Source organism: Burkholderia sp. JKS000303 (genome assembly GCF_002563755.1).
GTDB lineage: Bacteria > Pseudomonadota > Gammaproteobacteria > Burkholderiales > Burkholderiaceae > Burkholderia > Burkholderia anthina_B.
Genome location: NZ_PDBZ01000003.1, coordinates 89,100 through 111,024, shown reverse-complemented (window position 1 = coordinate 111,024; position 21,925 = coordinate 89,100). Strand labels below are relative to the sequence as shown.

Annotated in this window: 21 protein-coding genes; 11 read left to right on the top strand and 10 right to left on the bottom strand. The window is 66.0% G+C overall.

Features of this window, described 5'->3' with window-relative positions; all coding sequences use genetic code 11:
* Positions 1 to 7 precede the first annotated feature (7 nt).
* From BX604_RS28330 to BX604_RS28320, 3 genes are all read left to right on the top strand, one after another.
* Positions 8 to 682 (top strand): hypothetical protein, encoded by a 675-nt coding sequence (locus BX604_RS28330; RefSeq protein ID WP_098554168.1) that lies wholly within the window; start codon positions 8 to 10, stop codon positions 680 to 682.
* A gap of 51 nt (positions 683 to 733) precedes the next feature.
* Positions 734 to 1,186 (top strand): hypothetical protein, encoded by a 453-nt coding sequence (locus BX604_RS28325; RefSeq protein WP_098554167.1) that lies wholly within the window; start codon positions 734 to 736, stop codon positions 1,184 to 1,186.
* 88 nt (positions 1,187 to 1,274) lie between these two features.
* Positions 1,275 to 1,772 carry a hypothetical protein gene (locus BX604_RS28320; RefSeq protein ID WP_098554166.1) on the top strand — a complete coding sequence of 166 codons (498 nt, stop codon included), beginning with the start codon at positions 1,275 to 1,277 and terminating at the stop codon, positions 1,770 to 1,772.
* Positions 1,773 to 1,819: 47 nt separating this feature from the next.
* Here BX604_RS28320 and BX604_RS28315 read toward each other — a convergent pair whose 3' ends face one another.
* Positions 1,820 to 2,440, bottom strand: coding sequence for an FMN-dependent NADH-azoreductase (locus BX604_RS28315; RefSeq protein WP_098554165.1), 621 nt, complete (start codon positions 2,438 to 2,440; stop codon positions 1,820 to 1,822).
* A gap of 111 nt (positions 2,441 to 2,551) precedes the next feature.
* Here BX604_RS28315 and BX604_RS28310 point away from each other — a divergent pair, with 111 nt between their 5' ends.
* Positions 2,552 to 2,986 (top strand): winged helix-turn-helix transcriptional regulator, encoded by a 435-nt coding sequence (locus BX604_RS28310; protein ID WP_179894935.1) that lies wholly within the window; start codon positions 2,552 to 2,554, stop codon positions 2,984 to 2,986.
* Positions 2,987 to 3,028: 42 nt separating this feature from the next.
* On the opposite strand, the gene BX604_RS28305 is transcribed toward BX604_RS28310, so the two are convergent.
* The 3 genes from BX604_RS28305 to acuR all read right to left on the bottom strand — a co-directional run bounded on the left by BX604_RS28305 (position 3,029) and on the right by acuR (position 5,361).
* Positions 3,029 to 3,607, bottom strand: coding sequence for a peroxidase-related enzyme (locus BX604_RS28305; protein WP_098554163.1), 579 nt, complete (start codon positions 3,605 to 3,607; stop codon positions 3,029 to 3,031).
* An 85-nt stretch (positions 3,608 to 3,692) separates the two neighbouring features.
* The gene (gene acuI / locus BX604_RS28300) at positions 3,693 to 4,676 is read right to left on the bottom strand and encodes an acrylyl-CoA reductase (NADPH) (protein ID WP_098554162.1); all 984 of its coding nucleotides are present in this window, start codon (positions 4,674 to 4,676) and stop codon (positions 3,693 to 3,695) included.
* A gap of 46 nt (positions 4,677 to 4,722) precedes the next feature.
* Positions 4,723 to 5,361 carry an acrylate utilization transcriptional regulator AcuR gene (gene acuR, locus BX604_RS28295; RefSeq protein ID WP_098554161.1) on the bottom strand — a complete coding sequence of 213 codons (639 nt, stop codon included), beginning with the start codon at positions 5,359 to 5,361 and terminating at the stop codon, positions 4,723 to 4,725.
* A gap of 240 nt (positions 5,362 to 5,601) precedes the next feature.
* On the opposite strand from acuR, the gene BX604_RS28290 reads away from it, so the two are divergent.
* Positions 5,602 to 6,792 carry a M20 aminoacylase family protein gene (locus tag BX604_RS28290; RefSeq protein ID WP_098554160.1) on the top strand — a complete coding sequence of 397 codons (1,191 nt, stop codon included), beginning with the start codon at positions 5,602 to 5,604 and terminating at the stop codon, positions 6,790 to 6,792.
* 55 nt (positions 6,793 to 6,847) lie between these two features.
* A complete protein-coding gene (locus BX604_RS28285) occupies positions 6,848 to 8,179 on the top strand; it encodes an MFS transporter (RefSeq protein WP_098554159.1) in 1,332 nt (443 codons plus the stop codon).
* 29 nt (positions 8,180 to 8,208) lie between these two features.
* On the opposite strand, the gene BX604_RS28280 is transcribed toward BX604_RS28285, so the two are convergent.
* Entirely contained in the window at positions 8,209 to 9,129 is a 921-nt protein-coding gene (locus tag BX604_RS28280) for a LysR family transcriptional regulator (RefSeq protein ID WP_098554158.1), read from the bottom strand.
* 144 nt (positions 9,130 to 9,273) lie between these two features.
* Between BX604_RS28280 and BX604_RS28275 the strand changes: the two genes are divergently transcribed.
* Positions 9,274 to 10,056, top strand: coding sequence for a transporter substrate-binding domain-containing protein (locus BX604_RS28275; RefSeq protein WP_098555039.1), 783 nt, complete (start codon positions 9,274 to 9,276; stop codon positions 10,054 to 10,056).
* 49 nt (positions 10,057 to 10,105) lie between these two features.
* On the top strand, positions 10,106 to 11,221 hold the full coding sequence (locus tag BX604_RS28270; protein ID WP_098554157.1) for a succinylglutamate desuccinylase/aspartoacylase family protein: 1,116 nt from the start codon (positions 10,106 to 10,108) through the stop codon (positions 11,219 to 11,221).
* 232 nt (positions 11,222 to 11,453) lie between these two features.
* Here the strand turns inward: BX604_RS28270 and BX604_RS28265 are convergent, their stop codons facing one another.
* Positions 11,454 to 12,239, bottom strand: a complete 786-nt coding sequence (locus tag BX604_RS28265; protein ID WP_175691234.1) for an IclR family transcriptional regulator — start codon at positions 12,237 to 12,239, stop codon at positions 11,454 to 11,456.
* Between the two features lie 227 nt (positions 12,240 to 12,466).
* Between BX604_RS28265 and pcaF the strand changes: the two genes are divergently transcribed.
* Positions 12,467 to 13,669: a 3-oxoadipyl-CoA thiolase gene (gene pcaF / locus BX604_RS28260; protein ID WP_098554155.1), complete on the top strand. Its 1,203-nt coding sequence runs from the start codon at positions 12,467 to 12,469 to the stop codon at positions 13,667 to 13,669.
* A 130-nt stretch (positions 13,670 to 13,799) separates the two neighbouring features.
* Here the strand turns inward: pcaF and BX604_RS28255 are convergent, their stop codons facing one another.
* Complete coding sequence (locus BX604_RS28255; protein WP_373562449.1) at positions 13,800 to 14,285, bottom strand: DUF523 domain-containing protein; 486 nt, start codon at positions 14,283 to 14,285, stop codon at positions 13,800 to 13,802.
* A 124-nt stretch (positions 14,286 to 14,409) separates the two neighbouring features.
* Entirely contained in the window at positions 14,410 to 14,970 is a 561-nt protein-coding gene (locus BX604_RS28250) for a GNAT family N-acetyltransferase (RefSeq protein WP_098555037.1), read from the bottom strand.
* Between the two features lie 417 nt (positions 14,971 to 15,387).
* Between BX604_RS28250 and BX604_RS28245 the strand changes: the two genes are divergently transcribed.
* Positions 15,388 to 16,932 carry a methyl-accepting chemotaxis protein gene (locus BX604_RS28245; protein WP_098554153.1) on the top strand — a complete coding sequence of 515 codons (1,545 nt, stop codon included), beginning with the start codon at positions 15,388 to 15,390 and terminating at the stop codon, positions 16,930 to 16,932.
* Positions 16,933 to 17,330: 398 nt separating this feature from the next.
* Complete coding sequence (locus tag BX604_RS28240; protein ID WP_098554152.1) at positions 17,331 to 18,875, top strand: methyl-accepting chemotaxis protein; 1,545 nt, start codon at positions 17,331 to 17,333, stop codon at positions 18,873 to 18,875.
* A gap of 103 nt (positions 18,876 to 18,978) precedes the next feature.
* Here BX604_RS28240 and BX604_RS28235 read toward each other — a convergent pair whose 3' ends face one another.
* Together BX604_RS28235 and BX604_RS28230 are read right to left on the bottom strand one after the other, a co-directional pair.
* Complete coding sequence (locus BX604_RS28235) at positions 18,979 to 20,112, bottom strand: porin (protein WP_098554151.1); 1,134 nt, start codon at positions 20,110 to 20,112, stop codon at positions 18,979 to 18,981.
* A gap of 232 nt (positions 20,113 to 20,344) precedes the next feature.
* Entirely contained in the window at positions 20,345 to 21,640 is a 1,296-nt protein-coding gene (locus BX604_RS28230) for an MFS transporter (RefSeq protein ID WP_098554150.1), read from the bottom strand.
* Between the last annotated feature and the right edge of the window lie 285 nt (positions 21,641 to 21,925).

Here is a 21,925-nt window from a genome sequence, read left to right as displayed (position 1 = left end):
GGGTCCGGTGTCCGGCGACGACGATGTCCTGATTGCCTACCTGCGCAATCAGCTCTCCGACGATGAGCGTCAACGCGTCGTCGAACGCCTGCGCGACGATGCAGCATTACGCACGGAACTGCAGATCCTGGAAACGGCGGCGGAGCTGTTCTGGGAGGAGAGCATGGCTGCCACCGAGGAGCAGTCGTACGCGACGACGTCCGCGCGGCTGGGATTGGCTCCGGAGGGCAACGAAACACGGGCGCAGCCCGAAGCGCACGTCGCGCGATCGTCATGGGTCGGACGGCTGCGCAGATGGATGGTCGACCATGCGGCGGTCCTTCAGCCCGCACTCGTCGCGCTCGTCGTCGTACAGGCCGGCGTCATCGCCCACTATGTCGGAAGCGACGGGGGCGGCGCAGACGTGACGATCACGCGCGGTTCGACGGGTTCGTGCGGCGACGTGTGGCTTACGTTCAGGGACGGCGTCGCGGAACGGGAGATGCGTCGGATGCTGGTGTTGTACGGCGGCAGCATCGTCGACGGTCCGGACGAACAGGGGCGCTACCGCGTCGGGTTTGCCGATGCCGCGGCCCGGCACGCGTTGCTCGGGAGTCCGGATGCCGCGAAGCTCGTGTCGCACGCCGAGTCGCCGTCGGGGTGCTCCGCGAGCGACCATGAATCCGGGGGAGAAAAACGATAGCCGGATGCGAAGAACCAGGCAGGATCCACAATCTCAACCAAAAGACCAATCATGAAAAAGACCATGCTCTCGCTCGCCCTGCTTGTCGCATCGACTGCAGGATATGCCGCACCGTACTACGGCAGTTTCACCGTCCAGGGGCACAAGATCGTTCTGTACAGCGACCAGGATTCCCGTGTCGATGCCACCCACGGTTGCGAAACCTTCGACCCGAACGGCAAGCGCAGTCCGGATCGCTGCTCGTGGGCATACAACACGACGGATCAGGACAGTTTTGGCGTCATGTACTTCGCGTCGACGTACAAGCGCTCGTCGAACGGAATCAAGACGACCGTGATCGTTGGCCCACGCCTCCATGCGGAAGCCGAGGCACGCATGAAGAACGACAAGCTCTTCACCTACCATCCCGGCGCGATCGTTCAGGTGATCCAGGAGTCGCATGACAGCGACGGCACCCAGCACGACTATATGTTCCTGTACGACACGCGCGAAATCGAACGCTAGGCCGAGGCGGTGTCGGTGATCGTTGCCGACGGCGTAGCGCCGCCTGTACGTGCCGAAGTGGTTTGGATTGCTTGAAGAAGGGGGGGCAATGAAGTTTCATCTATTGACGGTGTCGATGATCGGCATGGTGCTGCTTGCAGGGTGCGGAAACAGCGATCCTCAAGCGGAAGCGTTCGCGGCGATTCAGGCGAAAAGCCCGAGGGCCGTTCGTGTCGACAATGATTTTTACGGCCCGGCGGACGAGCCGTACGAGAAGTTTCCCGAAGTGGTGTCGCGTTACCGGGACGCGCTCGGCAATGTGTGGACCGTGACCTACATCAATTTCAACCCGGTGACGCTCCGGATGAATCGGCTGATCATCTCCGTGGGCACGCATGCCGCCACCGGTGTGCAGCGACATAGGGACAACGATGTCGAAGTCAAGTTCGGCGACTACTACTACGGCTTCACGCCGGGCCAGTATCTGACGAACGGGTCCATCAAGATCGTTGACGTCGACGAAGCGTCCCATACGCTGGTCATGGAGCAGTTCTATCAGTTGAGTCCGAAGAAATACCTGCGTCTGGCAGCCGCGAGCGCTGGTTGAGGTCGGCAGCGCCCGCGGCCGCGGGATCGGCGGGCGCTGCCGTCATATCAACCTGCCTGTTCCACCAGCGCGTGCAATTCCTGCCCGGCCTTCGCGATCGCTGCTTGCACCGCATCGGCACCCAATACGGTGCCTTCCACGCGCACTTCGCGGATGTCGGTCATCCCGATGAACCCGAGCAGATGCTTCAGATAGCCGGACTGGTAGTCGAAGGGCGCATACGGGCCTTCCGAAAAGACGCCGCCGCTGGCGGTGACCAGATAGACCTGCTTGCCTTCCACCATGCCGGCGACGCCGCTTTCGCCATAGCGAAACGTGACCTGCGGCCAGATCACGCGGTCGAACCACGCGCGCAGCTGCGTGGACGGGCCGAAGTTGGTCATCGCGGAGCCGATCACGACGATGTCGGCGGCGCGCAGTTCGTCGATCAGCACTTGCGCCAGCTCGACGGCCTGCGCCTGTTCGGCGCTGCGCGCGTCCGGCGGCAGCATGCGGCCGACGATGTAAGCGTCGTCGATATGCGGCAGCGGATCGGTGGAGAGATCGCGCAAGGTCACGGCGCTGTTTGCGTCGCGCGCCGCGAGTTGCCGCGCGAGGTCGTGCGCGAAGCGCGTGGACAGGCTGTCGGTGCTGCGGGGGCTGGATGTGATCAGCAGGATGCGGCTCATGAGCGTTCCTTTCGGGATAAGATGAGCACCCGGTAACTTTTGATAACTCGGTTACCGAAATGCATGTGGAATGCTAGGGTTCGCACCCGGGCACCACAAGAACGCACAGGGTTGTGCCCCAGTCACATCGATGTTCCCGCCACCATGCCCCGACCCAGCGACAACGACTGCCAGGCGACCCGCCAGATCCTCGATCGCATCGGCGACAAATGGAGCCTCTACATCATCGCCACGTTGAACGACGGTACGCGGCGTTTCAACGAGCTGAAACGCGAGATCGAAGGGATTTCGCAGCGCATGCTGACGCTGGCATTGCGTGGGCTGGAGCGCGACGGGCTGGTCACGCGGACGGTGTTCGCGACGATTCCGCCGCGTGTCGACTACGCGCTCACGCCGCTCGGTGAAACGCTGCTGGAGCCCGTGATGGCGCTCGTCATGTGGGCGGAGAAAAACAAGCAGCCGATCGCGCAAGCGCGCGAGCGTTTCGACGAGGCGGCCGCTGCGGTGCCGGAGCCGGGCGAGGGCGTCGTTTATCGGCGTCGATAGAGGGCGCGGCACGGCCGCCGCGTCCCCGAACGTCGCGTGCGCTCAACGCCCCAGCGCGTAAAACTCCGCGTTGGGCCGCATGTTCGTCACGTTCGCGATGCGGTTCGACATCCCGAAGAATGCCGAGATCGCCGCGATGTCCCAGACGTCCTCTTCGGTAAAGCCATGCGACTTCAGCGCGTCGAAGTCCGCTTCGCCCACCTGATGCGCGGTCTGCGACACCTTCATCGCGAAGTCGAGCATCGCCTTCTGCCGGGCGGTGATGTCGGCCTTGCGGTAGTTGGTCGCGACCTGATCGGCGATCAGCGGATCCTTCGCGCGAATGCGCAGGATCGCGCCGTGCGCGATCACGCAGTACTGACACTGGTTCACGCTGCTGGTCGCCACGACGATCATTTCGCGTTCGGCCTTCGTGAGATTGCCCGGCTTGTCCATCAGCGCGTCGTGGTACGCCATGAACGCGCGAAACTCGTCCGGGCGATGCGCGAGCGTGAGGAACACGTTCGGGATGAAGCCCGACTTTTCCTGGACGGCCGCGATGCGTTCGCGAATGTCGTCGGGCAGGTCTTCAAGAGCTGGCACCGGGAAGCGGCTGATGGGAGCGTTGTCTGCAGCGGTCATGAGGTCTCCTGGATGAAGTGGCCCGGCCGGTCTCGATGCACGAGCCGCCGGCCTGAAAACAAACGACGGGGTGCCGTCGCGCGTGTCACGCGTTGACGTCCACGACGATGCGGCCGCGTACCTTGCCGCCGATCAGTTCGCCGGCGAGCGGAATGGCGTCGCCGAGGCCGACCTGATGACCGATCGCGCCCAGCTTCGCGACGTCGAGATCGGTCGCGAGCCGGCGCCATGCCTCGAGCCGTTCGGCGCGCGGGCACATGACGCTGTCGATGCCGACGAGCGTGACGCCGCGCAGGATGAACGGCGCGACGGTGGCGGGGAAATCCATGCCGGCGGCGAGGCCGCAAGCCGTCACGACGCCGCGATAGCGCGTCGTCGCGCAGACGTTCGCGAGCACGTGGCTGCCGGCCACGTCGACGGCGCCGGCCCAGCGTTCCTTGCCGAGCGGCTTGCCGGGTTCGCTGAATTGCGCGCGATCGAGAATCTCGGCGGCGCCGAGCTGCCGCAGATAGTCGGCGTCCGCCGGTCGGCCGGTCACGGCGACGACGCGATACCCGAGCCGCCCGAGGATGGCCGTGGCGACGCTGCCCACCCCGCCTGCCGCGCCGGTCACGACGATGTCGCCGTCGTCGGGGCGCACGCCGTGCCGTTCCAGCGCCATCACGCACAGCATCGCGGTGTAGCCGGCCGTGCCGATGGCCATCGCCTGTTGCGGCGAAAACGCCGACGGCAGCGGCACCAGCCAGTCGCCGTCGACGCGCGCCTTCTGCGCGAGGCCGCCCCAGTGCGTTTCGCCGACGCCCCAGCCGTTGAGCACGACGCGGTCGCCCGCGCGGTAATCCGGATGCGTGCTGTGCTCGACTTCGCCGACCAGGTCGATGCCCGGCACCATCGGGAACTTGCGGACCACCGGGCTCTTGCCGGTGATCGCGAGCCCGTCCTTGTAGTTCAGTGTCGAATAGCCGACGCGGATCGTCACGTTGCCCTCGGGCAGTTGCGCGTCGTCCAGCGTTTGCAGCCGCGCGTGCTGGCCGGTGTCGTCCTTGTCGATCACGATGCCCTGGAACATGCGTTCTCCTTTTTTAGACCGATCGTCTAGTCAATGGCAAAAAAACTCAGTGGCGCGGCAGGCCACTGAAGAAAAACTGTGCGAACAGCTTGAGCGGCACGTCGCTGCGTTCGAGCTTCGCGCGCAGCACGGCGCCTTCCCAGCCGATCCAGAAAAACGCGGCCAGCTCGGCGACGTCGGCGGAGGCCGCCAGCTCGCCCGCCTGCTGCGCGGCGGCCAGGCAGTCGGCCAGACGGCGCTGCCAGTCCTCGAACGTGGCGCGCAGCCGCGCGCGGAAGCTCTCGGGCAGCGCGCCCATTTCCTGGCCGAGGTTGCCGATCAGGCAGCCTCGGCTGTACGCGTAGCGGGCCATCCCTTCGCACGCGTCGTCGACGAACGCGCGCACGCGCTCCAGCGGCGTGCGGTCGAGCTGGCTGAAATGGCGGTCCAGCTTGCGGGCGAAGAATTCGGCGTAGCGGTCGATCAGCTCGAGGCCGAACGCCTCCTTGCTGTCGAAGTAGTGATAGAACGAACCCTTCGGCACGCCGGCGCGGCCGAGGATCTCGTCGAGCCCGGTGGCCGAGAAGCCCTTTTCGGTGAGCACCTCCAGCCCGGTGCGCAACAGCATGTCGCGCGTGGCGACGAGGTCCTCGTGTTGTTTGGGGGGCCTGCCGCGACGGCGAGGCGGGTCGGTTCGAACGTCCATGGGTGAATAATAGACCGTTCGTCTCAAAAATCAATGGCTGACATGACGATGGACGTGAACGGCGCGCCGGGCGACGTCGATCGGGCCGCGCTCGTCCGTATTAACCCTGATTAACAAAGCTTATCGCGGTGAAAAATTCCGCATCTTATTGAACCGATATCGGCTCGATATAGTGGCTCGCTTTACCGCACGCAATCGCCCGCGTGCGCAGATACGCTGACAAACAGCAGGAGCCGCTTGATGACCACCGACGTTCGACTCACCGAAATCGAAGACCTGATGCCCGCCGCCGGCGGGCTGCGCGAGATTCGCCACCACATCCACCATCACCCGGAGCTCGCGTACGAGGAGCACGAAACGGCCGCGCTCGTCGCGGACAAGCTCGAGCAATGGGGCTGGCAGGTGACGCGCGGGGTCGGCAAGACGGGCGTGGTCGGCACGCTGCGCGTGGGCGACGGCAAGCGCAGTATCGGCATCCGTGCGGACATGGACGCGCTGCCGATTCTCGAAGCGACCGGCCTGCCGTACGCGAGCGGCGCGCACGGCAAGATGCACGCGTGCGGCCACGACGGCCACACGACGATGCTGCTCGGCGCCGCGCAACATCTCGCGAAGACGCGCAACTTCTCCGGCACCGTGCACCTGTATTTCCAGCCGGCGGAAGAGCACGGCGTCGACAGCGGCGCGAAGAAGATGATCGACGACGGCCTGTTCGAACGCTTTCCGTGCGATGCCGTGTACGGCATGCACAACCATCCGGGCGCGGCGCCGGGCGTGTTCCTCACGCGGCGCGGCCCGTTCATGTCGGCCGGCGACAAGGCGATCATCTCGATCGAAGGCGTCGGCGGCCATGCGGCGCGCCCGCACCTGACGGTCGACCCGGTGGTCGTCGCGGCGAGCATCGTGATGGCGCTGCAGACGATCGTCGCGCGCAACATCGACCCGTCGCAGCCGGCGGTCGTCACGGTCGGCTCGATGCACGCGGGCACCGCGAACAACGTGATCCCGAACGGCGCGCGCCTCGAACTGAGCGTGCGTTCGTTCAGCCCGGAAGTGCGCGCGCTGCTCAAGCGCCGCATCGTCGAGCTGGCCGAGTCGCAGGCCGCGAGCTACGGCGCGACCGCGAACGTCGAGTACATCGAAGGCTATCCGGTCGTCGTCAATACGGATGCCGAAACGGATTTCGCCGCGCAGGTCGCGCGCGAGCTGGTCGGCGATGCGCACGTGGTCGAGCAGGCCGACCTGCTGATGGGCAGCGAGGATTTCGCGTTCATGCTGCAGCAGCGGCCGGGGTCGTTCGTGCGGCTCGGCAACGGCGAAGGCGAGGACGGCTGCATGGTGCACAACCCGAAGTACGACTTCAACGACCGCAACCTGCCGATCGGCGCGGCATTCTGGACGCGTCTCGTGGAGCGTTACCTCGGGCAGTAACCGGGCGGCGGCGGGCGGCCGGCGCGTCAGGCCGCATTGAGAGGAGACACGTAGCATGCAGAAAGACCATCTCGCGCTGCACCCCGCGTCGACGGGGGCAGCCGGAACCGATGCGCACGGCGCGCCTGCCGTCACACGGCGCGGCGCGATCGCCGCGGCCGTGATCGGCAACTGGCTGGAGTTCTTCGATTTCACCGTGTACGGCTTCTTCGCGGTGCTGATCGGCAAGCTGTTCTTCCCGTCGAGCGATCCGACCACGTCGCTGCTGCTGTCGGTCGCGACCTTCGCCGCCGGCTTCTTCACGCGGCCGCTCGGCAGTGTCGTGCTCGGCGTCTATGCGGACCGCAAGGGCCGCAAGGCCGCGCTGAACCTGACGATCATGCTGATGGCGCTCGGCACCGGCCTGATCGCGATCGCGCCGACCTACGCGCAGGTCGGCGTGGCCGCGCCGCTGCTGGTCGTCTTCGCGCGGTTGCTGCAGGGCTTTTCGCAGGGCGGCGAGTTCGGCGCGGCGACGTCGACACTGATCGAGCAGGGCGGCACGTCGCGCCGCGCGTTCCGCGCGAGCTGGCAGCTCGCGACGCAAGGCGGCGCGGCGTTGATGGGCTCGGGCTTCGCGGCGCTGCTGTCGAACACGCTGACGAAGGACGCCCTCGAAGGCTGGGGCTGGCGCCTGCCGTTCCTCGTGGGCGTGCTGATCGCGCCGGTCGGCATGTATCTGCGCCGCCGGCTCGCCGACGATGCGCCCGGCGACAGTCATCACGGGATCGAACGCGGCGTGCTGCGCGAGCTGTTCTCGCAGCATACGCGTACGGTGGTGCTGCTGATGCTGACGGTGATGGGCGGCACGGTGTCGACCTACATCCTGACGTTCTACATGCCGACCTACGCGATTCATACGCTCGGCCTGCCGATGAAGCTGTCGATGTTCGTCGGCGTCGCGTCGGGTTGCGTGATGCTGGTCACGTGCCCGCTGTTCGGCTGGCTGTCGGATCGCCTGGGCAGCCGGCGCATGCCGATCTTCGTCGGGCGCGGCGTGCTCGTGCTGCTGCTGTTCCCCGCGTTCTGGCTGATGAACCATCATCCGACGCTGTCGGTGATCCTGCCGCTGACCGCGCTGATGCTGCTGTTCTATTCGCTCGGGTCGGCATCGGAAATGGCGCTGATGTGCGAGTCGCTGCCGCGCCACGTGCGCGCGACGGGCATCTCGATCGCGTATGCGCTCGCCGTGACGATTTTCGGCGGCACCGCGCAGCTGATCGCGACGTGGCTCGTGAAGACGACGGGCAGCAAGCTCGCGCCGGCCGGCTATGTGGCGGCGTGTGTGGTGCTGTCGCTGATCGCGGTCGCGATGCTGCGCGAGACGGCGCGCGAGTCGATGGACTGACGTGACGTGCCGCGGGCGGCGCGTTGCGCTTACCGCCCGCGCACGGTCCTCAGGTACGACGCGAGCATCGTCGCCAGTTCCTGCGCGGCCGGCGTCAGCGGCACGGCCGCGCGCTGCAGCAGGCAGATGTCCTGCGATTCGGCCTGCTCGCGCACGGGCACCTTCGCGAGCGCGCCGGCGAACGGCCCGTGGCGCGTCACGGCTTCGGTTTCGAGCGACAGGCAATCGGTCTGCGTGACGAGTTGCAGCGTCTCGAACATCCCTTCGACGGTGGCGAGGATCCTCGGCGGCGGCAGGCCGTGCACGTCGAAGTACGCGAGCAGCCGGTTGACGACCGGATCGGCGCTCAGGTTCGGCGAACGCGTCGACACCCACGCGTAGTCGGCCAGCTCGGCAAGCGATTGCGCGTGCCGCTGCGGATGGCCGCTGCGGCAGACGACCACCGGCGCCGACGCAAGCAGCGGCGTGACCGCGAGATCGGTCGTGTCGGTCTGCTTCGCGACGATCGCGATCGCGAAATCCACCGCGTTTTCGCGCAGCCAGCCGATCATCATCCGCGACGTGCCGGTGCGCAGGTGCACGTCGACCTTCGCGAAGCGCTCGCGGAAGGCCGTCAGCACCGGCGCGAACGCGTCGATCAGCGGTTCCGCCACCAGGCCGAGCGTGACGGTGCCTTCGTACGCGCCGCTCAGTTGCCGGATCTCGTGCTCGACCTGTTCGCATTCGCCGAGGATCGCGCCCGAACGCGCGAGCAGCCGCTGGCCGACGGCGGTCGGCACGATCCCGCGATTGGTGCGCGTGAACAGCGTTGCGCCGAGCGTCGCCTCGAGCCCCTGCAACTGCTGCGTGACGCCGCTTTGCGCGAGATCGAGCGCGCGTGCGGCGGCGCGCAGGCTGCCGTGCTCGACGACGGCCTGGAAGATGCGAAGCTGGGACAGCGTGAACGCCATGGTCGAGCGCGATGCCGTGATCGGAAAGAGTGATCATGATAAGACAGTCGCGCGTTCCGGCGGCGGCGTGCGCGCACTACGATCGCAGGCAGTCCGGCTCATGCCGTTTGTTTCTCTTCCAGCGCTCCGTCGACCATGAAAAGCATGCAACGCGTCCGTCGCCTCCTCTTTCCGCTGGTTTCCCTGTGCATCGGATTCGCGGCCGCGCCCGCGCATGCGCTCGACGCGCACCTGGTGCGTCTCGGCATCGACCCGACCTATCCGCCGATGGACGCGAAGGCACCCGACGGCAGCCTGAAGGGCTTCGACGTCGATCTCGGCAACGAGATCTGCCGCCGCGCGCAACTGCGCTGCCAGTGGGTCGAGCTGGAATTCTCAGGGATGATCCCGGCGCTGCAGGCGCGCAAGATCGACGCGATCCTGTCGTCGATGGCGATCACCGGGAAGCGCGAGAAGCAGATCCTGTTCTCGTCGAAGCTGTTCCGCTTCAAGTCGCGCCTTGTCGCGCGGCCCGCGCTCGGGCTCGGCAGCACGACCGCGTCGCTCGCCGGCAAGCGCGTCGGCGTGCAGTCGGGCACGCAGTTCGAATCGTGGGCGCTCGCGCACTGGGCGCCGGCCGGCGTCAGCATCGTGCAGTACAAGAGCCAGGACGACGTGTTCGCCGATCTCGTCAACGGCCGGCTCGACGCGGCGCTGCTCGGCGCGGTGGAAGCCGACTACGGATTCCTGCGCCAGCCGAAGGGCAAGGGCTTCGCGTTCGTCGGTGCGCCGCTCGACATGGGCGATCGCGGCGTCGGGATCGGGATGCGCCAGTCGGACACGGCGCTCAAGGCGTCGATCGACGGCGCGATCGCGTCGATGCTGAAGGACGGCACGTACGACCGGATCGCGAAGAAGTACTTCGATTTCAACCCGTACGGCGATTGAGTCGCGCCGTTCTCCCGTTTTCTCCGTTCTTCCTCATTCGAGATCATCGATGCAGATTCGCACCACGCCGCTCCTGTCGCCGTCGATCGGCACGCAGCGCACGCTGACGAGCTTCCATTTCGGGCCGGCCGACGCCGGCCGCAAGATCTACCTGCAGGCCGCGCTGCATGCGGACGAAACTCCGGCGATGCTCGCCGCGGTCGTGCTCAAGCAGCGTCTTGCGCAACTCGACGCCGACGGCCGGCTCACGGCCGGGATCGTGCTCGTGCCGGTCGCGAACCCGGTCGGCCTCAATCATCATCTGCTCGGGCAATTCATCGGCCGCTTCGATCTCGCGAGCGGGCGCAACTTCAATCGCGGCTTCCTGCCGCTCGCGGAGATTGCCGCGCAGGCCAGCGACCGGCTCGGCGCGGACCCGGTGCGCAATCGCGCGATCGTGCGCGAATGCGTCGGCGCGGCGCTCGACGACATCGCGCCGCGCACCGAATTCGATGCGTTGCAGCTCGCGCTGCTGAAGCTGTCGCATGACGCCGACGTCGTGATCGACCTGCATTGCTCGCTCGAAGCGGTGATGCACGTGTACACGAGCGACACGGCGTGGCCGCAGGTCGAGCCGCTCGCGCGCTATCTCGGCGCGCAGGTGTCGTTGCTTGCGGAGGATTCGGGCGGCCATGCGTTCGACGATGCGCATCACCTGCTGTGGTCGCAGTTGCGGCAGCATTTGCCGGCGCACACGCCGATGGCGGCGGGCACGGTGGCCGTGACGGTCGAATGCCGCGGGCAGCGCGACGTGACATATGAATACGCGGAGCGCGACGCCGATGCGCTCGTCGACTATCTGGTGTGGTGCGGCGCCGTGAACGGCGAGCGCACGCCGCTGCCGGCGCTCGCCGCGCCGGCCACGCCGCTTGCCGGCAGCGAACAGTTCTACGCGCCGGTGAGCGGGATTCTCGTGCATCGCGCGGCAATCGGCGCGACGATTCGGGCCGGCGATCCGCTGTTCGACATCGTCGATCCGCTGACCGATGCGATCACGACCGTGTCGAGCCGCACCGACGGCGTGTTCTACATGCGCCGCGCGATCCGCTTCGTGACGGCCGGCGCGCCGCTCGGCCGCGTGACGGGCACGGTGCCGGTGCGCAAGGGGATGTTGCTCGGCGCGTGAGCGGCGGGGCGCTGAGGCGCCCGGGCGTCCGAAAGGCGCCAGGCAATTTCGTTCTCGTCAAATTGACCGGCTTTCGCCGCGTCACTAAATTGGGCGGTGCGGAGCGTGCTCCGTGTTCCGTGAGAAGAAGTTGCAGCAGAGTCAGAGAGTTGAGCGGGCGGCGCGTGCCGCCCGTCTTTTTTGTCTGCGCCACGCCGTGCCGTATCGCCGGGCAGGCACGCGAGCCGGCCGCTCAGCCGCGCCGCGCGACCAGTTCCGACACCGTCTGCGCGGCGTGCTGCAGCGGCCCGAGAAACTCCTTCACCATCTGCTTCGCGGTGTGTCGCTGCGCGTTGCCGCTGATGTTCATCGCGGCGATCACCTGCCCGCGCCGGTTGCGGATCGGCGCGGAAATCGACATCAATCCCACTTCGAGTTCCTGGTCGACCACGGCCCAGCCCTGCTGGCGCACCTGCGCGATCGTCGCCTTCAGTTCGCCGAGATCGGTGATCGTGTGCTGCGTGTGCGCGCGGATGCCGCTTTGCGCGAGCGTCTCGTCGAGCGCCGCGTCGTCGAGCGCGGACAGCAGCACGCGGCCCATCGACGTGCAGTACGCAGGCAGGCGGCTGCCGATCGACAGGTTGATCGTCATGATCTTGTGGGTCGGCACGCGCAGCACATAGACGATTTCGGTGCGGTCGAGCACGGCCGCCGAGCAGCTTTCGTGGATCTGCGCGGACAGTTGTTCCATCACCGGATCGGCGAGATTCCAGAACGGCATCGACGTGAGATACGCGAAGCCGAGCTCGAGGATCTTCGGCGTGAGCCGGAACAGCCGGCCGTCGGCCTCGACGTAGCCGAGCGTCTGCAGCGTGAGCAGGATCCGGCGCGCGCCCGCGCGCGTGAGTCCGGTGGCCGACGCGACCTCGGTGAGCGTCTGCTCCGGGCGCTGGGCGTCGAACGCGCGGATCACCGCGAGGCCGCGTGCGAACGACTGCACATAGGAGTCGCCGGGTTTCTGGATGTCTTCGGTGGTCATGAACGGTCGAATTGTCGTGCAGCCGAGAAGATAGCGCATGGGGCCTGACACGCCAACCGCCCGGCGGACCGGGCGCTTGACAGGTCGTCCCCGCACTCCCTATGATGCGTTGAACGTTCGATACACGATCTTATGTTCGTATATAGAACATTTAAGCGCATCCCGGCGGGCAATGCAAGGGGCGCGTTTCATTCACTTCCCAGCCTTGCATGAGACCGGAGACACTGATGACTGAAGCTTTTCTGTGTGATGCGATTCGTACCCCGATCGGCCGTTACGGCGGTGCACTGTCCGGCGTGCGCGCCGACGACCTCGGCGCGGTGCCGCTCAAGGCGCTCGTCGAGCGCAACCGCGACGTCGACTGGACCGCGATCGACGACGTGATCTACGGCTGCGCGAACCAGGCCGGCGAGGACAACCGCAACGTCGCGCGCATGTCCGCGCTGCTCGCGGGTCTGCCGGAGGGTGTGCCGGGTTCGACGATCAACCGCCTGTGCGGTTCCGGGATGGACGCGGTCGGCGTGGCCGCACGCGCGATCAAGTCGGGCGAGGCCGCGCTGATGGTGGCCGGCGGCGTCGAAAGCATGACGCGCGCGCCGTTCGTGATGGGCAAGGCCGCCAGCGCATTCGCGCGCCAGGCCGACATCTACGACACGACGATCGGCTGGCGCTTCGTCAATCCGCTGATGAAAAAGCTGCATGGCGTCGATTCGATGCCGGAGACGGCCGAGAACGTCGCGGTCGACTACAACATCAGCCGCGCCGATCAAGATTTGTTCGCGCTGCGCAGCCAGCAGAAGGCCGCACGTGCGCAGCAGGACGGCACGCTCGTCGAGGAAATCGTGTCGGTCACGATTCCGCAGAAGAAAGGCGACGCCGTCGTCTTTTCGCGTGACGAGCATCCGCGCGAAACGTCGCTCGAGACGCTCGCGAAGCTGAAGGGCGTCGTGCGCCCGGACGGCTCGGTGACGGCCGGCAACGCGTCGGGCGTCAACGACGGCGCCGCCGCGCTGCTGCTCGCGAACGAAGCCACCGCGAAGCGCTTCGGTCTGACGCCGCGCGCTCGCGTGCTCGGCATCGCGACGGCCGGCGTCGCGCCGCGCGTGATGGGCATCGGCCCGGCGCCCGCCACGCAGAAGCTGCTCGCGCGACTCGGGATGACGATCGACCAGTTCGACGTGATCGAGCTGAACGAAGCGTTCGCGTCGCAGGGTCTTGCGGTGCTGCGCATGCTCGGCGTCGCCGACGACGATCCTCGCGTGAACCCGAACGGCGGCGCGATCGCGCTCGGCCATCCGCTCGGCGCATCGGGCGCGCGTCTCGTGACGACCGCGATGTACCAGCTTCATCGCACCAACGGCCGTTTCGCGCTGTGCACGATGTGCATCGGCGTCGGTCAGGGCATCGCGATCGCGATCGAACGCGTCTGATCGCGTCACGCGGCGGCAGCGGCAGGATCGGAATCCGCGCCGCTGCGCCAACGCCAACGCCAACGCCAACGCCAACGCCAACGCCAACGAAGTGGCCGTCACGAGATCGTCGTGACGGCCACTTCGTCATTCAGCCTTCCGTTCGTTGTGCGAGGCGCGCAAGGCGGGCGACGAGCGCGTCGATCTCGGTGTCCGCGAACACCTCGACGCCATGCTCGCGCAGCAACGCCGCCGTGACGCCGGCACCGGCATGCCGTCGGCCCGCGAAACTCCCGTCGTAGATGAAGCGGCTTCCGCACGACGGACTGCCGTCCGCGAGGATCGCGAAGCGGCAATCGTGCGCGCGTGCGAGCGCCAGCGCGGTTTGCGCGCCGTCGACGAACGCTGCCGTGACGTCCGTGCCATGCACGTCGACGATGCGCGCGGCCCCCTTCAGTACGCGTTGCCCGGATTCCCCGTCCGCGATCTCGGCGGGCGGGCGCGGCACGCTCAATCCGCCTGCCAGTTCCGGGCAGACCGGCACCAGACGCCCTTCGCGTTGCCACCGTTCGAGCGCGGCGTGAGCGGCGGTCCTGGCCGAGCCGTTGTAGCGGACCGGATGACCGAGCACGCACATGCTGACGAGGATTTTCGGCGGGGCCGGCTGCTGCGGCGCGTTCTGCAATGTCGTTCTCCGTGTTGGCGGCGTGGGTCGAGCGGAAATTCTACGCGCGGCCCGCGGTCGCGCTTGCACGCTCGCGTCAGGCGGTCGGTGCTTCCATGTGGATGTCCTCCGGCTCGAGCGCATGCAGCGCCGGGTCGGGCGACGCGCTGATTGTGAAGCCGAGCCGTAGGTAGAAGTCGATCGTATGCTGCGACGGCGTCGCAGAAACGTACAGACGTTTCGCCCCCATCGCGCGCGCCTGCGCGCGGGCCGCGCGATAGAGCCGTGCGCCGAGCCCGCAACCGCGCCAGTCGCGGCTCACGTGCAGGAATTTCAGTTGCAGCATGTCGCGTTGCACGCCGAGCGGATTGCTGTCGACGATGACCGCGGCGACGAGCCGCGTGCCGTCGAACATCCCGAGGCACCAGCCGCCGCGATCGTGACAGTCGAGCAGGATCGGCGTGTAGTGTTCGGCTTCGCCGTCGGGCCAGCCTTGCACGTCGTAGAAGTCCGGGACCAGATGCAGCTCGCCGTCGCGCAGCGCGTACAGACGGTGGATGATCTCGCGCCGGTCGATGGTCCACACGAGCGGCAGTTCGTCGCGTGCGAGCAGGCGGGCCGACAGCGCGTCGCGTTCGCCAACGGTGCGGCGCGTCATCCGATTGCCCGGCCGGTGGCGGGTTGCGGGCGGCATGCCGTATGTTCGCCAGGTCGATTCAGTTCATGCAAGATTTTTTTCATCGAATTTTTCGAATGGCGGTTGAATTGGGCGAAATGAGCCAAATCGTTTTGCCACGCGCAGCGGCCGCCGACATCGGCTTGCCGCCCGGCGTTTTCCCATAACGGATCGCGTCGCAGCGGAAAAGAGCGGGCCTCGATTATCGCGAGATTATTTGATCCAGGTCATATTGATAAACGAATTCGGTATTTTTTGTATTTGAGGGGTAAGGTTTTTGCCGAAATTGCCGACAGTAAGGACGAGACCGTCGTAAAGCGATAAACCGTTTTTCGGCTACTGATCGCGATTTCCGCGCCGCGCGGATCCTGCCTCCGGATCCGCCTTTCGGAGCCCTGCATGCGCAACAACCAGCCTGTCACCCAACAAGAATTCGAATTTCCCGACGACGTTACGTTGATGTCGACCACCGATGCCGACAGCTACATCACGTACGCGAACACGACGTTCGCCCATGTGAGCGGCTTCTCGAACGATGAGCTCGTCGGCCAGCCGCACAACGTCGTGCGGCACCCGGACATGCCGAAAGAGGCGTTCGCCGACATGTGGGCGACGCTGAAGAACGGCGAGCCGTGGACCGCGCTCGTGAAGAACCGTCGCAAGAACGGCGACTACTACTGGGTGCGCGCGAACGCGGTGCCCGTGATGCGCAACGGCGCGCCGCACGGCTATATGTCGGTGCGCACCAAGGCGCCGCGCGACGAGATCGAGGCCGCCGACGCGTTGTACCGCGAGCTTCGCGAAGGCAAGGCCGGGCAGCGCAAGTTCCACAAAGGGCTGATCGTCCGCACCGGGCTGCTGCGCATCGCGTCGCTGCCGCAGACGATGTCGGTGCGTGCGCGCGTTCATTCGGCGCTATGCGTGCTGGCGCCGGCCGTGATCGGCGCGGGCTGGGCATGCGGGCTGGTTGGTGCCGGGCTTGCGGCGTTTGCCGCTGCGGCGGCCGGCGTGTCGATTGCGGCAGGGCTGTGGCTCGATGCGCAGATCGTGCGTCCGCTGAAGCGGCTGCACGACCAGGCGTTGAACGTCGCGACCGGCGAAAGCCGCCGCGGCGTGCGAATGAACCGTGTCGACGAGATCGGCATGACGCTGCGCACGATCAACCAGCTCGGGCTGATGTTCCGCTGGCTCGTCGACGACGTCAGCGAGCAGGTGCACAACGTGCAGCGCGCGAGCAACGAGATCGCGCAGGGCAACAACGATTTGAGCGCGCGCACCGAGCAGGCCGCATCCAGTGTGCAGCAGACGGCCGCGTCGATGGCCGAGATGACGGCCACGGTGTCGAGCAATGCGGAGACGGCGTTGCAGGCGAACCAGTTGTCGGTGTCCGCGAGCGAAGCGGCCGAGCGTGGCGGGCAGGCGGTGAGCGAAGTCGTCGCGACGATGAGCGACATCACCGACAGCTCGCGCAAGATCGCCGACATCATCGGCGTGATCGACGGGATCGCATTCCAGACCAACATCCTCGCGCTGAACGCGGCGGTCGAAGCGGCACGCGCCGGCGAGCAGGGGCGTGGTTTCGCGGTGGTCGCGGGCGAAGTGCGCGCGCTTGCGCAGCGCAGTGCGAATGCGGCGAAGGAGATCAAGACGCTGATCGGCGCGAGCGTCGACCGGGTCGAATCGGGCGCGCGGCGGGTCGACGACGCGGGCAGGACGATGGAGGACATCGTCGCGCAGGTGAAGCGCGTGTCGGACCTGATCGCGGAGATCAGCTCGTCGACCGCCGAGCAGAGCACCGGCGTCGCGCAGGTCGATCAGGCGGTCGTGCATCTGGACAACATCACGCAGCAGAACGCGGCGCTGGTCGAGCAGAGCGCGGCGGCGTCGGAAAGCCTGAAGCAGCAGGCGACGCTGCTGGTGGATGCGGTGAACGTGTTTCGGTAATCGTCGGAGGCGCGTGCTTGCGTATCCCGTCGCGACGAGGCTGCGAAATCTCCGTTTTCCGGTTTGACTGGATTCGAATGCATCAAACGAGAGGGATTCGCATTCGAGATTCCGGATTCGTTCGCCAATCCGGTCGAAGGAATTGCCCGGAATGATCAGACGATTGACGTGCAACTATTTGATAAAACGGGATTTTTTATTCACGTATAAACAAAGTGTTCGGCTAAATCAAGACGATGCACGATTAATGCATATTTACCCGTGGTCGGCATAATGTTTTCGCCAGATTTGCCGAAAGCGCAGGAGTCTGATCGAACGCATGCGGGCCGACCGCGATGCGTCCGGTCTCGAATCCATCCACAGGCGGACGCAAGATCCGCAACCCGGGACTCCACACCATGCGCAATAACCAGCCTGTCACGCAACACGAATTCGATTTTCCCGACGACGCGACGCTGATGTCGACCACCGATGCGGACAGTTACATCAAGTACGCGAACGCCGCATTCATTCAGGTCAGCGGCTTTTCCCCGGAGGAGATCGAAGGTCAGCCGCACAACGTCGTGCGGCACCCGGACATGCCGAAGGAGGCGTTCGCCGACATGTGGGCGACGCTGAAGAACGGCGAGCCGTGGACCGCGCTCGTGAAGAACCGTCGCAAGAACGGCGATCACTACTGGGTGCGTTCGAATACGGTGCCGGTGATGCGCAACGGGCAGCCGACCGGATACATGTCGGTGCGTACCAAGGCGTCGCGCGACGAGATCGCGGCCGCCGACGCGCTGTATCGCGCGTTTCGCGAAGGCAAGGCCGGCAACCGCCGTTTCCACAAAGGGCTGATCGTGCGGAGCGGGCTGATGCGCGTCGCATCGCTGTTCCAGACGATGTCGGTGCGGGCGCGGCTGCATTCGACGCTGTGCGTGCTGGCGCCGGCCGTCGTCGGCGCGGGGTGGGCGTGCGGGCTGGCCGGTGCCGGGCTCGCGGCGTTTGCCGCTGCTGCGGCCGGCGTGTCGATTGCCGCCGGGCTGTGGCTCGATGCGCAGATCGCGCGTCCGCTGATGCAGTTGCGCGACCAGGCGTTGCGCGTCGCGACCGGCGAAAGCCGTACCGGCGTCGCGATGAACCGCGTCGACGAGATCGGCATGACGCTGCGCACGATCAACCAGCTCGGGCTGATGTTCCGTTGGCTCGTCGACGACGTCAGCGAACAGGTGCTCAACGTGCAGCGCGCGAGCAACGAGATCGCACAGGGCAACAACGACCTGAGCGCGCGTACCGAACAGGCGTCGACCAGCGTGCAGCAGACGGCCGCATCGATGGCCGAGATGACGGCCACGGTGTCGAGCAATGCGGAGACGGCGCTGCAGGCGAACCAGTTGTCGGTGTCCGCGAGCGAAGCGGCCGAGCGCGGCGGGCAGGCGGTGAGCGAGGTTGTCACGACGATGAGCGACATCACGGCGAGCTCGCGCAAGATTTCCGACATCATCGGCGTGATCGACGGGATCGCATTCCAGACCAACATCCTCGCGCTGAACGCGGCGGTCGAAGCCGCGCGCGCGGGCGATCAGGGGCGCGGTTTCGCGGTGGTCGCAGGCGAGGTCAGGGCGCTCGCGCAGCGCAGCGCGAATGCGGCGAAGGAGATCAAGACGCTGATCGGCGCGAGCGTCGAACGGGTCGAATCGGGCGCACGGATCGTCGACGGCGCCGGCAAGACGATGGAGGACATCGTCACGCAGGTGAAGCGCGTGTCGGACCTGATCGCGGAAATCAGCTCGTCAACCGCCGAGCAGAGCACGGGGGTTGCGCAGGTCGATCAGGCGGTGGTGCATCTGGACAACATCACGCAGCAGAACGCGGCGCTGGTCGAGCAGAGCACGGCGGCGTCGGAGAGCCTGAAGCAGCAGGCGACGCGGTTGGTGGATGCGGTGAACGTGTTCAGGTGAGCGTCGGGCGTGGGCATGCCGACTGTGGTGGCCGGCATGCTTCGCTGTTGCATGGATGTGTTCGGGGGCGGCGGCAGGCTGGGTGCGCTCTTCGCGTACGCCGTCAGAATTTGTGCCGGATGCCGACGATCAGGAGATTCTGTGTCCTCCCGGTCGACGGTACGGCGCCGTAGATGGCTGCCGTCGCGCGAGGGCCGCTGGTGCGCTGGAAGATGTCGTACAGGTAGAGGTCGGTACGCTTCGACAGGAAGTAGTCGATGCTCGCGACGCCGGTGTTCCAGTGCGGGTTCGCCTGCAGGCCGCCATACGCGCCGCTCGTGTACACGTAGGCGCCGGACAGGAACAGGGACGGCGTCAGCTTGTAGGATAACGATACGTCGAAATTGTCGAGGCGCAGGCTGGTGTGATCGACGTAGTCGTAGCGAATGTCGTCCGCGAAGGCGCTGACCGTGAACTTGTCCGTCACCTTGTAATTGGCGCCGCCGCCGACGTTGCGCTGTCGACGGACGCCCGCGGTGTTGTTCAGCGGGCTCGTGCGGAATAGGAAGAAGGGGGCGCCCGCGTAATCGTCGGTGACCGCGCCCGATGCATTCAGGGTTCCCGGAGACTGAATGTCGACATAGGCTACGGCCGCACTGAACCGCTGGCCGGTGTATCGCACGCCGGCGGTCCAGGCCCGGTTCATCGCGAAGTTCGTCGCATTGCTCATCGCATAGAGGCCTTCGGCCGAGAAACCCGCCCACGTCGGCGTCGCATACTTGATGCTGTTGTTGTAGCGCCAGCTTCCCATCAGGTTGTCGGCGTCGCCCGGATGGGCTGCCAAGGTACCGCCAGATGTGTTCGGCGCCGCATAAACGGACAGGTAGTCCCAGAACGCGTCGTATTGGCGTCCCAGCGTGAGGGTCCCGTATTTGTCGCTCGACAGGCCGACCCACGCCTGTCGGCCGAACAGGCGACCTCCCTGCCCGAGCTTGCCGTTGGTGATGTCGAAGCCGTTCTCGAGCTGCGCGATCACGGTGTATCCGCCGCCGAGATCCTCCCGGATCAGGAAGCCCCACCGATTATTCTGCATCGTGCCGGAGTAAAGGCCGTACTGGCGCGAGCCGCCGGCGTTGCTGGCATAGCCGATGCCGGTGCTGATCAACCCGTACATGCTCACGCTGGATTGCGCGAACGCCGGCACCGAACATCCCACGCAGGTCGCAAGTGCGGCAAGCGTCGAAGCTGACTTTTTCATACGAGGTTCTCCTCAGGAAAGATGCCTGTTTTTATCAGGACTGCATATCTATTAAGTGAGGGCGATTTCAAAAAATGAAGAAAATAGACGGTCAGGCTTCGATCAGGATCCCGTGTCGCGCTTCAGCGATTGCATGGACCGGTTCGAGCCGGCCGTGCGTATGCGCGTACAGGCTCCCGCCCGTCCGGATCGACGCATCCGCGCCATGCCCGATGCGCGGCCACGCGGCGCGTCAGGCGTTGGCCGAACTGATGCCGAGCTCGACGCCGTGTCTCGCGCGGAACCACACGGCAAGACCGACGGTGACCAGCAGCAGCAGGCCGAGCGCGAGCAGCGCGGTCTGGAACTGGCCGCCCATGGCCTTGATGAGACCGATCAGATACGGGCCGCAAAAGCTTCCGACGTTGCCGATCGCATTGACCAGCGCGATTCCGGCCGCCGCGGCGGCCCCGGTCAGAAACTCGGGCGTGACCGAGACGATCATCGTCAGCGCGGCCAGCGTGCCTGCCATGCCGATCGAAAGCCACACCAGCGTCCAGATGCCGACCGGCAGCATGGCAGCGGTCACCAGGCCGACCGTTGCGCATACCGGCGGGATGATCAGGTGCCACGCGCGTTCGCCCGTGCGGTCGGAATGGTTGCCCCACCAGACCATCGCGATCGCGCTGAAGATGAACGGCACGGCATTGATCAGGCCCGTTTGCATAGGCGATGCCCCCAGGCTGCTGACGACCTGCGGCAGCCAGGTGAACATCCCGTAGATGGCTGCCGCGAGGGGAAAGACCATGAGACCGAGCGCCCAGACGCGCCGGTCCAGCAGCGCGCGCCCGGCGCGCGAGGCCTCTGCCGACAGTGACGACTTCTCCTGTTGCAGTTCTTGGGTAAGCCAGGTCTTTTCGCGCGCCGACAGCCATGTCACCTGATCGGGGCGATTGGGCAGCCCGAACAGAACGATGATCCCGAGGAGCGATGACGGCAGGCCCTCGACGATGAGCAGCCACTGCCAGTTTTTCAGGCCGGCGATGGAGCCGACCGACAGGATCCATCCCGAGATCGGACTGCCGATCACCACCGAGACGACGCCGGTGGCGAGCACGAGACCGAAAATCCTCGCGCGGTACCGGGCCGGAAGCCAGAGGGTGAGGTAGTAAATGATCCCCGGGAAGAACCCCGCCTCGGCGACCCCGAGCAGAAAGCGCGCGACCCAGAAGCTGACGTCGTTCCAGACGAATGCCGTGCCGGCCGAAATCAACCCCCAGGTGATCATGATGCGGCCGATCCAGATGCGTGGGCCCGTGCGCAACATGATCAGGTTGCTGGGGATTTCGAACAGCGTGTAGCCAATGAAGAAGATGCCGGCGCCGAAGCCGAACGCGGCGGGCGACAGGTGAAAGTCCTCCTTCATTGAGATCGCGGCGAAGCCAACGTTGACGCGATCGAAGTAGGAGAAGAAATATCCGAGGATCAGCAGCGGCAGTATCCGCATGCAGATCTTGCGCACCAGCCGTTGCTCCACGTCGCCTTCCATCACAAGTCTCCAAATGGTTTTCGTTTCTTCTGCATTGACCGGCGCGCTCCGGGAATCGGTGTTGCCGGCATGGCCGACGTCCTTTCTCCGGCCGTCGTGTCTTCCTGTATTTCGTATTCCTATATTTGATGCACGAAATCATCTCGTTGCGCTGACCCGAGTCGGCGCCAACTCGGTGACGCGGTTACGCGATCAGCCGATGGGCGGGTGACGTTTCGATCGCGAAACGGCGCTCGATGTGCGGGCCCGTATGCCAGTCCCAGGTGCGACCGGGGTGCCGGATCA

What these genes read in the sequence shown, in the direction of transcription:
- BX604_RS28325 (WP_098554167.1), top strand. Translation starts at nt 734, where the DNA reads ATGAAAAAGACCATGCTCTCGCTCGCCCTGCTTGTCGCATCGACTGCA.
- BX604_RS28320 (WP_098554166.1), top strand. Translation starts at nt 1,275, where the DNA reads ATGAAGTTTCATCTATTGACGGTGTCGATGATCGGCATGGTGCTGCTT.
- BX604_RS28315 (WP_098554165.1), bottom strand. Translation starts at nt 2,440, where the DNA reads ATGAGCCGCATCCTGCTGATCACATCCAGCCCCCGCAGCACCGACAGC.
- BX604_RS28305 (WP_098554163.1), bottom strand. Translation starts at nt 3,607, where the DNA reads ATGACCGCTGCAGACAACGCTCCCATCAGCCGCTTCCCGGTGCCAGCT.
- acuI (WP_098554162.1), bottom strand. Translation starts at nt 4,676, where the DNA reads ATGTTCCAGGGCATCGTGATCGACAAGGACGACACCGGCCAGCACGCG.
- acuR (WP_098554161.1), bottom strand. Translation starts at nt 5,361, where the DNA reads ATGGACGTTCGAACCGACCCGCCTCGCCGTCGCGGCAGGCCCCCCAAA.
- BX604_RS28290 (WP_098554160.1), top strand. Translation starts at nt 5,602, where the DNA reads ATGACCACCGACGTTCGACTCACCGAAATCGAAGACCTGATGCCCGCC.
- BX604_RS28285 (WP_098554159.1), top strand. Translation starts at nt 6,848, where the DNA reads ATGCAGAAAGACCATCTCGCGCTGCACCCCGCGTCGACGGGGGCAGCC.
- BX604_RS28280 (WP_098554158.1), bottom strand. Translation starts at nt 9,129, where the DNA reads ATGGCGTTCACGCTGTCCCAGCTTCGCATCTTCCAGGCCGTCGTCGAG.
- BX604_RS28275 (WP_098555039.1), top strand. Translation starts at nt 9,274, where the DNA reads ATGCAACGCGTCCGTCGCCTCCTCTTTCCGCTGGTTTCCCTGTGCATC.
- BX604_RS28270 (WP_098554157.1), top strand. Translation starts at nt 10,106, where the DNA reads ATGCAGATTCGCACCACGCCGCTCCTGTCGCCGTCGATCGGCACGCAG.
- BX604_RS28265 (WP_175691234.1), bottom strand. Translation starts at nt 12,239, where the DNA reads ATGACCACCGAAGACATCCAGAAACCCGGCGACTCCTATGTGCAGTCG.
- pcaF (WP_098554155.1), top strand. Translation starts at nt 12,467, where the DNA reads ATGACTGAAGCTTTTCTGTGTGATGCGATTCGTACCCCGATCGGCCGT.
- BX604_RS28255 (WP_373562449.1), bottom strand. Translation starts at nt 14,285, where the DNA reads ATGTGCGTGCTCGGTCATCCGGTCCGCTACAACGGCTCGGCCAGGACC.
- BX604_RS28250 (WP_098555037.1), bottom strand. Translation starts at nt 14,970, where the DNA reads ATGACGCGCCGCACCGTTGGCGAACGCGACGCGCTGTCGGCCCGCCTG.
- BX604_RS28245 (WP_098554153.1), top strand. Translation starts at nt 15,388, where the DNA reads ATGCGCAACAACCAGCCTGTCACCCAACAAGAATTCGAATTTCCCGAC.
- BX604_RS28240 (WP_098554152.1), top strand. Translation starts at nt 17,331, where the DNA reads ATGCGCAATAACCAGCCTGTCACGCAACACGAATTCGATTTTCCCGAC.
- BX604_RS28235 (WP_098554151.1), bottom strand. Translation starts at nt 20,112, where the DNA reads ATGAAAAAGTCAGCTTCGACGCTTGCCGCACTTGCGACCTGCGTGGGA.
- BX604_RS28230 (WP_098554150.1), bottom strand. Translation starts at nt 21,640, where the DNA reads ATGGAAGGCGACGTGGAGCAACGGCTGGTGCGCAAGATCTGCATGCGG.